Source organism: Rhizobium sp. PL01 (assembly GCF_033447125.1).
GTDB lineage: Bacteria > Pseudomonadota > Alphaproteobacteria > Rhizobiales > Rhizobiaceae > Pararhizobium.
This window is the reverse complement of sequence record NZ_JAWQUM010000014.1, coordinates 164,164-176,764: the sequence shown is the minus strand read 5'-3', so window position 1 is coordinate 176,764 and position 12,601 is coordinate 164,164. Positions and strand designations below refer to the sequence as shown.

The following is a 12,601-nucleotide window of genomic DNA, read 5'->3' as shown; positions in this document are numbered from 1 at the left end:
CCGAAGCGCAATTATTCTCAATGAAGCGGTGGGGGAACCGCGACAACGGATTTTTGCCGCATCTGCCAGACCGAATGTCCGACCAGCGCCAATATCAGCACCGCACCGCCGGCGAGTGTCTGAGAGGTTGGGACTTCCAGGAAAACGATCCAGATCCACAGTGGAGCCAGGATGGTTTCGAGCAGGTAGAACATGCCGACTTCAGGCGCCGATAGGTAGCGCGGGCCGGTGGCGAGGCAGAAGAAGGCGAGCGGGATCATGATCAGGCCGTCGAACATGATCCAGCCGGGATTGGCGATTGCAAGGCCTTCGGCTGGCGATAGCAGGTAGCCGATGATGGCGGGGAAGATCGCGGTGGCCAATGGCACCAGCCCCATGTCCTTGCCGCTGGCACGGCTGACGGTGATGGCTGAGGCGAGCATCAAAGCGGAGCAGACTGCCATCGCATCGCCGAAGAAATTGCCGCTCTTCAATCCGTCCTGAACGATCAGCCCGACGCCAAACACCATGACGGCCATCGTCACCAGCGTCGCGTTGGAGGGACGTTCTTTGAGAAAGACCCAGGAGAGGATGGCCGCGAACATCGAGGTGAAGGCAACGATGAAGACAACGTTTGCTGTCGCGGTGTTGAAGACGGACAGCAGGAAGGTGAAGGAGCCGAGCCCATAGAACAGGCCGGCGAGCAGTCCGGCCTTGCCGGGGACCAAGGCGATCTTCCGGCCGAGAAATTTGTTGAGAACGACCCAGGCGATCAGCGCGACAACGAAGGTGCAGAGGCTGCGTAGGGCCAGCAGCGACCAGACTTCGCCATCGGCGGAACGGATCAGTGGAATGTCGAAGGAAAGGGCAAGACCGCCAAGGCCGGTGATGAGAAGTCCGCGGCGGTGGTGGGCGGCATCGATGGCTTCACTCAAGATTTCGTCCTGTCAGGTGGCTGCGCTTTACCCTGTATAGCGCTCCCAGCCCGGGGCCATAAGGTGCTCCTGCGGCAGAAACTTTGTTTTATAGTCCATTTTGCGCGATCCCTTGACCCAATAGCCAAGATAAACGTGCGGCAGGCCACGTTCCTTCACTTTGCGGATGTGATCGAGAATCATGAAGGTGCCGAGCGAACGATCGGCCAGATCAGGATCGAAATAGGAATAGACCATCGACAGGCCGTCACCCATCTTGTCAGTGAGTGCAGCCGAGATCAGCGGTCCTTTCGCCAGTCCAATACCGTCGCCTTCGACTTTGAGCCGGTATTCGATGATCTTGGTGTTGACGTGGGTATCCTCGACCATCATCGCATAATCGAGCACAGACATGTCGGACATCCCGCCCTTCTGGTGGCGATGGTCGAGATAGCGGCGAAACAGGCTGTACTGTTCGCTGGAGGGCTCTGCCGGGTATTCCGTCGAGACAACGTCGCTATTCAACGCCAGGATACGCCGCATCGAGCGGGTTGGCGCAAATTCGCCGGCGATGATGCGCACCGAAACGCAGGCCCGGCAGCTTTCGCAGGCCGGCCGGTAGGCGATATTCTGCGAGCGGCGGAAACCGCCCTGGGTGAGGAGATCGTTCAGTTCAGGTGCCCGTTCACCCACCATATGGGTAAACACCTTCCGCTCCATCTCCTGCGGCAGATACGGGCAGGTTGCCGGCGCGGTCAGGTAGAATTGTGGAGACGGTGTAGTTTGCGTGTTCATATCGTGCGGAGATCGCTCTTCCTGGCCGCTTGGATAACATTAGCATGGCGCAAGATTAGAAAAGGTCAATCGCGACTTTTTGAACTGTCGCGTTACGAAGCAGTAAACCTGTCGATTTTAGACGATCGGCAGCATGACGGCGACGGAACTAACAATCATCCCATCGCACGTCAGGCGAATCAATAGACGTCGCGGCGCACCGTCACCGTGCCGATCAGCAGGTCGTGCAGAAGGCGGCCGCGGTCGGTGAACAGGCCGACAAGCAGCACCAGCGGCGTCAGGATCGCGTTGGCGATCCAGAAGATCACCAGATGAACGATGGCGGTGAGAAAATCCATCGGCCGTCCGTCGGTGCGGGCAATTGCCAGCCCCATCATGCTCATGCCGGGCGAAGCCTGCTTCGGGCCGCCCACCGTCATGCCGAAATACAGCATGGCGAGACCGGCAAAGAGCACGGGATAAAGGAAGAAACCGAGGCCGAATGTCAGGATTCCGAGGAAGAACACGACGACGGCGGCGGGAATCCAGAGAAGCCCGACGATGGCATAGTCGATGATGAACGCCATGATACGACGGCTGAGCACACCCTGATAGGCCCGCCAGTCATTGCTTGGAATTCTAAGATTTTCGTCCTGCACGCTCATATCGGTGTCTCCAGTTCTCTTCCTGATATGGGAAGTGGCAGCAAAAATGCAAATCATCAGACCGGCAAATCTCTCACGGTTGACGGTGCGCCGGCATAGGCTCTCTACTTGCTGGCGGCAACCCATCGGCGGGGGAACAGTGTGGCCGGATTTTCAGTCTGCGTTCATGTGGATATGCTAACGCTGATGCTGCACTGCAAATCTGGGACGCTCGTCTTCCTAAAAGACACTGGTTCCCGACCGGTTTGTCGAATAGCAGCCATGTATCCGCAGCCCTCCGGTTCTTCCCCATGCCTCTCCGCCTTTATGCAGATACCAATACCGGCCGGTTCGGCGGTCTTCGGGGCCGTCTCTGGTTTATGGCGCTGCTGGCTGTCATCTGCACGCTGCTGCTTGCAACATCGACGATTTCGGCTTCGATCGTCGCTTTTCGCAAGGCGCAAGCTGGCGCAGAAAGCATGCGCCAGTTCACGGCCATTTTCGATGCAGCAAACCTCATCTCGGCCGAGAGAGGGCCAGCCAACAGCCTGATGACCGCATCCGATGCCAAAAGGGCTGAGGAACTGCTGAAATGGCGTGGTTTCGTCACCAGCACCGACGTGGCGCTGGCTGTGCTTGAGCGGCGCGACATTCCGAATCCGATGATCGACGTGGTTCGCGTTCGGCTTGCCGCCGCTCGTGCCCTGATTGAGGCGATTGGACAAAAGCCGCGCCACTCCAGACGCTACGAGGAGATCCGCGCGGCCATTGGCGCAATGTTTGATGCCAGGGATTCCTACCGGAGGATCATCGAGTGGCAGAGCGGAGAAATCCTGAGACGGGATTCGGATCTTGCTGCGATCGTCCTGCAGGGCATCGCGCTTACTGATCTGCGGGAATACGCCGGGCGGTTGGGATCCTATTTGATTGCGCCGATGGCAGCGGGGATCGCCTTGACGCCGCAGGATATAGCGGCAAGCAACGCCGCACGCGGCAGGCTACTCGAAGTCTGGGATCTGATCGGCCCACGCTCTGCCTTGCCGGTATCAGATCCGATCCGGCTGAAGTGTCAGGAGGCGGACGACACCTTCATGCGGCAGGGCCTTGCGCTGATCGACGAGCAAATGGCTCTGGGCAAAAGGAACGGCCAGTTCTCCCTTGATGGTGTGGGCCTCACGCAGCGCTATGTCGCCCTGATGCAGCCACTCGGCGAATTGAGAAATATCTACCTGACTGAGATTGCCGGCCAGTTCGAGACCGCGGAGCGGGAAGCGCTGGTGGGTCTCTATCGCAACGGACTGACCACGGCCGTGCTTCTGATGCTGGTGCTTGGTCTCGTCGCAGCCGTTCAGGTCTATATCCTGCGGCCGTTGCTGAGAGGCGCGCAGGCCGTTATTGCGCTTGCCGACGAACGCCCCGCTAATCTCGGTTCCGCTCCGGGCGAGGTTCAGGAAATCAGGCGGCTCTACGGCGCCATCGGCATTCTGTCGCAGCGGCTTGGCGAGCGTGCGCTGCTGACGCGACAGCTCGAAATCCTTGCCACAACCGACGGACTGACGGGCCTTCTCAACCGTCGTGCGCTGGAGGACCGTGTCGCGGCCATGGCGGTGGACGGGGCGCGATATCTCATTCTTCTGGATATCGATCATTTCAAATCGATCAACGACCGCTACGGCCATCCCTTCGGCGACACAGTTTTGCGCGCTATCGCCGAACTCATGCGGCAATTCGTCGGCTCCTCCGGTTCCCTGGCCCGCTTCGGCGGTGAAGAATTCGCACTGCTGCTGGAAAGTGGATCGCTGGCCGAAGCGGCCTGTGTGGCGCGAAAACTCAGGAAGGCGATCGAGAATTGCCCGCTCGAGGGTCCAGATGGCGAGATGCTGACCGTGACGGCGAGTTTTGGCGTGGCGGGTGGCGCCCGTCTGGCGTGGAGCGAGATCGTCGTCCAGACCGACGCTGCGCTCTACAGGGCAAAGGATGCCGGCCGCAACCGGGTCAGAGTTTTTCGCGCGCCCGTCTAGGAGCGCGCGATGTTTGCAATTTGTTTGGTCAAACCAGGCTTTACCGTTTGGCCAGGATACGGGCTACATCGACAGCGAAATAGCTGAGGATGCCGTCGCAGCCGGCGCGCTTGAAGGCAAGCAGGGTTTCCAGCATGACGCGTTCGCCGTCGATCCAGCCATTGGCGGCTGCGGCCTTGATCTGCGAATACTCGCCAGAGACCTGATAGGCAAAGACCGGCAGGCCAAAGCTCTCCTTCATCCGCCAGCAGATATCGAGATAGGGCAGACCAGGCTTGACCATCAGCATGTCCGCGCCTTCCTCGACGTCAAGGGCGGCGTCACGCATGGCCTCGGTGCCGTTGGCCGGATCGATGTAATAGGTCTTCTTGTCGCCCTTGAGCAGGCCGCTGGTGCCGATCGCTTCACGGTAAGGGCCATAGAAGGCCGAGGCGAATTTGGTGGCATAGGCCATGATGCCGACATTCTGGTGCCCGGCTGCATCCAGTGCCCGGCGGATCGCACCGACGCGACCGTCCATCATGTCGGATGGGGCGATGATGTCGGCACCGGCATCGGCCTGAAGGATGGCAGCCCTGGCGATCTGCGCCACCGTCTCGTCATTGACGATCTCACCGTCGCGCAGGATGCCGTCATGGCCATGGCTGGTGAACGGGTCGAGCGCCACGTCGGTGATAACGCCGATATTCGGCACGGCTTTTTTGATGGCCCGCGTCGTCTCGTTGATCAGGTTGTTGGCGGCAAGGCTGTTGGAGCCGGTTTCATCGCGCAGGGAGATGTCGACGTTGGGGAAAGTCGCTAGCGCCGGGATGCCGAGATCTGCGGCGAGCTTCGCCGCCTCCACAGCCTTGTCGACGCTCATCCGGTTGACGCCGGGCATGGCGTCGATTGGCTCGACGATGCCGGAGCCCGGAACCACGAAGATCGGCCAGATCAGATCATCGACCGTCAGCCGGTTTTCCTGCACCATCCGCCGGCTCCAGTCGGCCTTGCGGTTACGGCGCATGCGGCGGTGGCCGGTAATGTGGTCAACGGTATCGGTCTTGTCGGTCATGGCGGTCGTCTTTCGTCAGCTTGGTCCTATCTCGTCGCGGTTTATCATGGGCGAGGATCAAAGGAAAATGATTGGGGTGCGGCTTTTCATCATCCGTGAAGGGAGTTCAGGCAATCCCGGCGCAAGCGGGATATCGCGCGCTCAATTCGCCTCCGGGAGCCACGACGGTACGTCACGAAATGGTCATCGCTACGGAACTATTTCGCCCGTCTCTGGTTTTGACCTCGTCTTGCGGAGTGCCTGATGCAAATCATCGATAAGCGGTGAGAGGCCTCCGAACCAGAGGAGAAGACCATGAACACTGTTGTCAAACTTGCCCTGGCGGCTGCCCTTTCCGCAACAACGCTGAGTGGTTATGCCTATGCGCAGACCACAAGCTCGACGACCCCGATGATGGCTGACGACATGATCACGATCGTCAATGTTGGCGAGGAAAGCAACGCCAATACGGACACGTCGTCCATTCCTGCGACCTATCGCAATCCGTCGCCCGAATCGATCACCAAGGCTCAGACTGAGATACAGAACGATCCGGCCCTGATGGCGACGCTGGTCGCGAAAAACGTGCAGCTGGAAAATGTCATCGGCATCCAGACGGCGGCCAATGGCGGGAAGATCGTCTACACGAAGTAAGTGCCGGCAATCGAAAAAGGGGGCTCCCTGTGTGTGGGGCCCCTTTCTACATGCCGTTTGATAGGCGTGGCATTGGGGCATAGTGCGGAAGCCAAACCGCCAATGCTGAGACCTGTTGGCCCGGATCTTGAAAGGGCCTCTCCGTGAGAGGAGAGGCCAAGTGTTCAAGGTCTTGCGTGCCCGGTCAGACTGCCAAGCGGCCGGGCTATCAAATGATTTCTCAATCCGCGCCTGCTCACAATTAACTTTGTTAATTCAGAAATCTTTTTTCCGGCGCCAGACTGGCCTCAGATGCGGCCGAACGGCCCGCAACCGGGATTATATACGTGCGGTGCATGCTCCCGGGCGTGTTCCGCTGTATGCGCTGGCTGAGGGGTTTTTCCTGCAGGTTGCAATCCCCATATCCTTATGAAGGCAACCGCGATAGCCTGGTTTGGGGAGCTGTGGGGGAATCATGAGCGAGACGCAACGCAAGCTGACGACGATTTTTTGCGCTGACGTGCAGGACTATACGCGGCTGATGGGGGAGGACGAGGAAGGCACGCTGGCGATGCTCAAGCGGTATCGCGATGCGATGTCCCGCCTGATCGGCGCGCATGGCGGCAGGGTGATCAATACCTGGGGCGATGGTGTCATCGCTGAATTCCCCAGCGTCGTGGAATGTCTGCGTGCTGCAATGGACGTTCAAAATGAGCTGGCTGGCGAGAACGCGCTACGACCAGCTGATGCGCGCATGCAGTTTCGCATCGGCATCAATCTCGGCGACGTGATCGTCGATGGCGACGATCTCTACGGCGACGGCGTCAATATTGCCGCGCGCCTGCAAGCCTCGGCCACGGCTGGCGGGATCGTGATCTCCAATACGGTCTACGATCAGGTTCGCAACAAGGTGGCGGTCAGCTTCGATTTTCTCGGACCGCTGGCGGTCAAGAATATCGCCGACGCGGTGCCGAGCTATGCGGTTCGCATCGGCGAGGTCGAGGCAGTGCCGCCGGCCGCTGCGACGCCTCACTCCGAGTTTAAGGCCGATGCGGATGCAGGCCCGCATACGCAGGCCAATTCTGCGCCAGCGATGCAAAAGCTGGCGGCGCTCACCCGCCCGATGTTTTGGCTGGCCGCGCTGGCGGTGGCCGTGCTGCTCGCCATCAATACCATGTCATGGCAGGGTGTTTTCTGGTCTGCCTGGCCTGTATTGGGGCTGGCCGTGCTTTCGGCACTGGTCTGGGTCACCATTCAGAATCGGTTCGACCGGATCCTCTCGACCCTTGGGGTCATTGGCCTCGGCGTTGCCGGGATCAATATTCTGACATGGCATGGGATTTTCTGGTCCGGCTGGCCGCTTCTCGGGATCGGCGTGGTTGCCGCCTTGTACCGGATTGCCCGCCGCTGACACGGTAGTCTGCCACCGGCGTGCCGATATCTGTGTTGTTGTGTCTTTCTGCAGGAGATGGCTGCTGCGCATTGTAGCGCCATGTTCGATGTGGGGCCGGTCGCGGAGAAATATCCGTCTGGCAAAGCGCTCGCTAGCGACCTATCTTCGCCGCCATGGCCCTTGATTCTGTCAAAATCCCCAAACTGTCGCTGACCGAAACGCTGTTCGGATTGTTCCTGCGGCTGGTAGCGGTGTCGTGTTTCTGGTTCGGTCTGAACTATTGGGCGATGCTGATCGGGTTCTCGTTCGGCGGCGGCGGGCGGTTCGATCTCTTGCCGGTGCCATGGCGGGTGGCCGCGACGGCGCTTGCCGTCATCTACCCTGTGGCTGCACTCGGATTGTGGCTTCTGGTCTCGTGGGGACCCGTCATCTGGCTGGTTGCGGCAGGTGCGGAAATCGTCATGTTTGCGGTCTATCCGCAGATCTTCGGGGCCAAGCCGCTGATCGTCATTCTGCACGCCGCAGTGGCCGTCACCTTCGTGCTTTTCCGGGCCGTGATCTTCTATCAGCGGGCCAAGCAGGCGCGGGCTGCAAGAATTGATTTACCGTGACACAAGGGCTGTGGATAGTAAGGCGCTGTTAAGGCTGGTGTTTAAGTAGAATTTTATACGTATTCGATAGTGTCTACCTCAAGGCGGGAAGAGAAACATACACCGCCAAACAAAACAGTGAGGCAGTCATCATGAACACCAAAATGAAGCCACAGGCCGTTGCCATCAAAGATCCCCACGAAGATGCGATCCGTTCGCTCTACATGGAATCCCTCCACCTGGTTGAACGTTTGCACCGTCGTCTGCTCGACGTCGTCAAGGACGAATTCGACCGGTCGGGCCGCTCCGATGTCAACGCCGTCCAGGCACTTCTCCTCTTCAACATCGGCAATTCGGAACTGACGGCCGGTGAACTGCGCTCGCGCGGTTACTATCTCGGCTCCAACGTATCATACAATGTTAAAAAGCTGGTTGATCTCGGCTTCATCAATCACCAGCGCTCGCGCGTTGACCGCCGTTCGGTCCGTATCAGCCTGACGGAAGAGGGCCAGGAGATCGCCGAAACGGTCGCCAAGCTCTATGAACGCCATATCGGCTCGATCCAGAAGGTCGGCGGCATCGGCACCGACGAGTTCGGCCAGATGAACAAGCTCCTGCAGCGCCTCGACCGCTTCTGGAACGACACGATGCTCTACAAGCTCTAAGCGCGAAGACCATCGCGAAAGACTGTGATGATTGCCGACGGGTGCGCAAAGACGCACCCGTTCGCGCGTTTGAGCAAGGCATCGCCTTTCGGGAAGGTGCCGCGGTTATCTCACACGCAATTCTTCATCTGCCTTTACATATTGCTGGCCTGTCAGCCCTGACCCTTTATGTTCCCAGATGAACTCGCCGCGCTCGTCATCATCATCATCGGTTTTCAGCGCCTGCACGGGCACTTGAGTGCCTGCTTCTATGACATCTTCGTAGAGGTTTTTTGACTCGTTGTTGTTGATCCTCTGGAAGATGCGGACTGTCGCGGTATCGCCGTCGTTTTTAACGTAGATTGTAAAAGCCATGTTCCTCTCCTTTGATTGAGTTGGATTGGTAAAGCCTGAGCTTCGTAAATGTCGGTTGCTTCAGCCGTCAGGTGGCTTGATCGGGATCGGCGGCGACACTGAGACGACGCGGGCCTGGGCTTCGACCATCTGGTTGAGCCGGGCAGGCGTGACATCGAGTGCCGGTCCACTGCCGCCCGCTTCTGAAAACAGCCAGTTGAAGTCGAAATGCGATGTGAAGGCCGGGCCGGGCGAATGCAGCAGCGAAACATCCGCCCAGAACTCGCCGGTGCCGCCGTCGGCTTTTATGTCAAGGAAGAAGCCGGGATTGTCGTTGCCGGCTGCAAGCAGACCGAGTTCGTCGGGGATTTTCGGGGCGAGCGATTTTAGCCGGACTGTTTCACCGTTGGAAAACAATAGAGCCGCCCGGTACGTCAATTTTTTAGCCACAGCTGTTCTTTCAATGAACAGTTCGACAGCGGTGACGAAAACTTCGCCGGAGGGGGCATTCAAGTCGATGGGAATTTCATGCGGAGTGGTGCTGTTTTCCAGAAAACGCAGATAGAGTGTCAGCCGGCCGAAATTTTGTAGATGCGCGGGAGGTCCCGAAAACCGGAAGAACAGCCGCGCCGAGGCGGCGCCGTCGCTGGTCTTGAAGCCGGTGGAGATGAGATCAAAATAGGCCCTCCGATAGGTTTCGGGCACGCTCACATCTGATCCGCACAGGATTGACGCCGGGGTTTCGAATTCGATGATACGGACGCAATCCTCCTGTTCGCCCGTTATCCCGGTCAGTGCCGCCGACGATTTACCGACAAGCAGTGCAGAGCGGCTGTATTGCTCGACCGGGCGGCCGGGCTCCTGCAGGTAACCGGTGGTCAAGACGGCGAGATGCCGCTGCACATGCAGCGGAAACGGTTTTGCAAAGGTCGAGCCGCAGAGCCAGGTGCGCTCCCCTATGCCGCTGCGATCGAAGCTCAGCATCGATGTTGTCGTGTCGAGTTTGGCAAGAAGCTCGCGTATCGGCACTTGCTGTTGCGCTGGAGAGGCGCCTAGCGGCGTGTGTACGGTGTCGAAGTTGCGGGCGGTGCGTGTCCAGGCGAGAAAGGTCGGTGCGCTGGCCATGGTTGAACGCGCCTTCACGCCAAGGGCTTTCAGGGGCAGCGCGATGGGGTTTGTCTCTTTCGGCAGGCCCCATTCGATATTGCAGACGAGAAGCGGGGCGTTGCTGCGGCCAAGCGCGACATTGCCCTGTTCTTCGTTAGGCAAAACGAACACCGATGCCGAATAACGATCGGGGGCGATGGGCTGGTGAAGAATTGCCAGACGATCGGAAAACGTGCGGTTCCAGCGGGCGCTGTCGACATCTTTTTCATTTGAACTAGCGTTGCCGCCATCGACAGCCGCTTTGCTGGTCTTGATGACAAAGTCATCGCCGTCGATGTCGAGCGCAAGCACTGGCACGTCAACGCCATCAGCCATGTAGCTGAGCAGGCTTGTTGGTGTAAGCGCGATGTCGCTGTCGATCCACCAGCATCGCCCGGCATCGAGCTCCGACAGGTTTTGGGCTCTGTTCTCGATCGTCCAGTTCGGGTCGATATAGCGACGCATCGAGATGCCGAGGAAATGCTCCTCAAGGTTCTGCTCGATGCCGTTCAGGCTGACCGGCGAGAGCGAGAACATCGAATTGGCAAAGGCGGGCGCTGGCGCATTGACTGCGTCGAAGGTCAGTCCCATCGGACCTTCTGCGTTGAGCGCCAGTCCGAGGGCGGCTTTTTCATCGATGGCATGGTAGCTGAGGCGCGGATCAGGGCCGATCTCCTTGCGCGAATCGAGGATTTCAACGGGCGTATCGTCTTTGGCAAAGCCGTAACCGAAGCCGGTTTTGATCTCGGCGACCACCCGGTCGGCCAGACCGCCGCGCGAAAAAGGCGGCTCCTGCAGAATGGCAAGCACCGGCGGTGCGCCCGGCAACTGGGCGTCATCACGGGGCGCGCTGGTCAGGGGTATGAGGGCGCGTTGCTGGGGCCGGGTCAGAAGCAGACGCGAAAGATCCGCCAGCATGGCGACGCGCAGGGTCCACGCCTCCGCAGCCCGGGTGCGGAGTCTTCTGTCGGTGATCCACGCCTTGACCTCGCGGTTGGCGATGTCCTTCAGAGCACCGGCATAGCGGGAGCGCAAGGTGAAGCGGTGGCGGAAATAGGTCGCGGACGGCGCATCCCAGAAATGCTGCTCAAGGAGCGTCACTGCCGGCAGCGGCAGCAGGCGCTGCGTCACTGTCTGGGAATCGATATTGGGGCGGTTGAAAAACGCTTCCTGCTCGAAGCGGGAGAGGGGGTATTGAGGTTCCATGCCGGATTCCCTCGTCGGCACTTCTTTGAGCGGCATGGCGAACGTTGCAGATTGCGGTTGATGAGAAAACGCATCCTCGTCGCGAAAATCCAGCGGTGCAATGTGATTGTAGATCGGTCGGCCGCTCGGGCGCCAGCGCTGGGTCGTCACATCGATTTCGCTGAGAAGCCGCCACTGCAGAGCGCGGCTTTGTTGGTCGATGCCGGGTAGTTCGGCCCGTGTTTGCAAATCGTACCGCCGGGATCGATCGATCGGCCGTACGGCGATCATGTCGGCGGCAAGCTGGATGGCGGGCTTGCCGCGTTCCCCATCCTTTCCTGTATCGAGCGCGTGCATGCCATCCAGCATGGTTTCGATCCGGATCGCTGCGGAAGGATAGGCGTAAAATGGCTCCTTGGAGCCAGGGCGCGCGATTTGCCGCGCTGCATGCTGCTTCAATCCTGCATGAAAGACGGCGGGATGTGTGCCTGATGCCTCAAAATATCCCGAGGGAACCAGCACGTCCATTGACAGCCGGGCAATGGTTCCGGCCGGAATGCTGGCCTGTAATCCTATCGCTTTCGATAGCCCCCAGGCATCTGATGCGATGTCGATCGAGAACCGGAAGGCGCGTTCGATCGGGGTAAACAACTTGGCATGCAGAGCCTGCGGACTCCATTGCTCCTTTCCGTGGGTGGCCAGAGTGTCGAGAATTGTTGCCATCGTCTGGTTGAAGCCGAACGGCAGCACAAGAGCCTGAGCAGCGTGAGAACCGTCGTGGAGCTGATCGGACACGGCCAGTTCCAGGCGCACGGCTTCGAAGGCGGGGTCGGGCAGGCGGTCGAGCGCGCGCGACAGGCTTTCGTCGGCATCGCGCAGGACATAGGCGGTCAGGAGGGCCCGCCGCAGATTTTCAGCCGATGTCGCGTCCAAGACCGCGTCGCGCAGGCTGGGATTGGCGAACCACCGCTCGAAATCGAGATAACCGACGCGTGGTGTATCCACCTGAACGGTCACGCCGCGGCGCAATGGTTCCTTCCACGGCGTTTCGTTGGGAGCCAGCAACAGCAATGGGGCGCCAACGTCATGTGGTTTGATATCCTCCGTGACGGCAAAGCTGAGAGAGGACGCATCGTCGGATTCGACTGTCAGCCGTATCCAGCCGGCAGTGATATCCTTCGCCGTGGTCAACACTGCCTTAGTGGTGGCCTTGCCGCAGTCGATGGTGATTTGCCGCTGTTGCGCCGGCGTACCTGCCTTTAGCGATCTCAGCGAAAAGACGATTGTGTCG

11 protein-coding genes are annotated in these 12,601 nt (G+C 59.4%); 5 read left to right on the top strand and 6 right to left on the bottom strand.

Features of this window, described 5'->3' with window-relative positions; all coding sequences use genetic code 11:
* Positions 1 to 17: 17 nt before the first annotated feature.
* From R6X40_RS27600 to R6X40_RS27590, 3 genes are all read right to left on the bottom strand, one after another.
* Complete coding sequence (locus R6X40_RS27600) at positions 18 to 914, bottom strand: DMT family transporter (RefSeq protein WP_318417906.1); 897 nt, start codon at positions 912 to 914, stop codon at positions 18 to 20.
* Between the two features lie 27 nt (positions 915 to 941).
* Positions 942 to 1,688, bottom strand: coding sequence for an arginyltransferase (locus R6X40_RS27595; protein WP_318417904.1), 747 nt, complete (start codon positions 1,686 to 1,688; stop codon positions 942 to 944).
* Positions 1,689 to 1,867: 179 nt separating this feature from the next.
* Positions 1,868 to 2,332, bottom strand: coding sequence for an RDD family protein (locus R6X40_RS27590; protein ID WP_318417902.1), 465 nt, complete (start codon positions 2,330 to 2,332; stop codon positions 1,868 to 1,870).
* 290 nt (positions 2,333 to 2,622) lie between these two features.
* On the opposite strand from R6X40_RS27590, the gene R6X40_RS27585 reads away from it, so the two are divergent.
* Positions 2,623 to 4,332 (top strand): GGDEF domain-containing protein, encoded by a 1,710-nt coding sequence (locus tag R6X40_RS27585; RefSeq protein ID WP_318417901.1) that lies wholly within the window; start codon positions 2,623 to 2,625, stop codon positions 4,330 to 4,332.
* 40 nt (positions 4,333 to 4,372) lie between these two features.
* Here the strand turns inward: R6X40_RS27585 and hemB are convergent, their stop codons facing one another.
* Complete coding sequence (gene hemB / locus R6X40_RS27580; protein WP_318417899.1) at positions 4,373 to 5,386, bottom strand: porphobilinogen synthase; 1,014 nt, start codon at positions 5,384 to 5,386, stop codon at positions 4,373 to 4,375.
* A gap of 294 nt (positions 5,387 to 5,680) precedes the next feature.
* Between hemB and R6X40_RS27575 the strand changes: the two genes are divergently transcribed.
* The 4 genes from R6X40_RS27575 (at position 5,681) to ldtR (ending at position 8,646) form a co-directional block, all read left to right on the top strand.
* Positions 5,681 to 6,019: a hypothetical protein gene (locus R6X40_RS27575; protein ID WP_318417897.1), complete on the top strand. Its 339-nt coding sequence runs from the start codon at positions 5,681 to 5,683 to the stop codon at positions 6,017 to 6,019.
* A gap of 454 nt (positions 6,020 to 6,473) precedes the next feature.
* Entirely contained in the window at positions 6,474 to 7,409 is a 936-nt protein-coding gene (locus R6X40_RS27570) for an adenylate/guanylate cyclase domain-containing protein (protein ID WP_318417895.1), read from the top strand.
* 155 nt (positions 7,410 to 7,564) lie between these two features.
* Entirely contained in the window at positions 7,565 to 8,002 is a 438-nt protein-coding gene (locus tag R6X40_RS27565; RefSeq protein ID WP_318417894.1) for a DUF6163 family protein, read from the top strand.
* Positions 8,003 to 8,133: 131 nt separating this feature from the next.
* Positions 8,134 to 8,646, top strand: coding sequence for a transcriptional regulator LdtR (gene ldtR, locus R6X40_RS27560; protein ID WP_318417893.1), 513 nt, complete (start codon positions 8,134 to 8,136; stop codon positions 8,644 to 8,646).
* A gap of 105 nt (positions 8,647 to 8,751) precedes the next feature.
* Here ldtR and R6X40_RS27555 read toward each other — a convergent pair whose 3' ends face one another.
* Positions 8,752 to 9,000: a hypothetical protein gene (locus R6X40_RS27555; protein ID WP_318417892.1), complete on the bottom strand. Its 249-nt coding sequence runs from the start codon at positions 8,998 to 9,000 to the stop codon at positions 8,752 to 8,754.
* Between the two features lie 60 nt (positions 9,001 to 9,060).
* On the bottom strand, positions 9,061 to 12,501 hold the full coding sequence (locus R6X40_RS27550; protein ID WP_318417890.1) for a hypothetical protein: 3,441 nt from the start codon (positions 12,499 to 12,501) through the stop codon (positions 9,061 to 9,063).
* Positions 12,502 to 12,601: the final 100 nt, after the last annotated feature.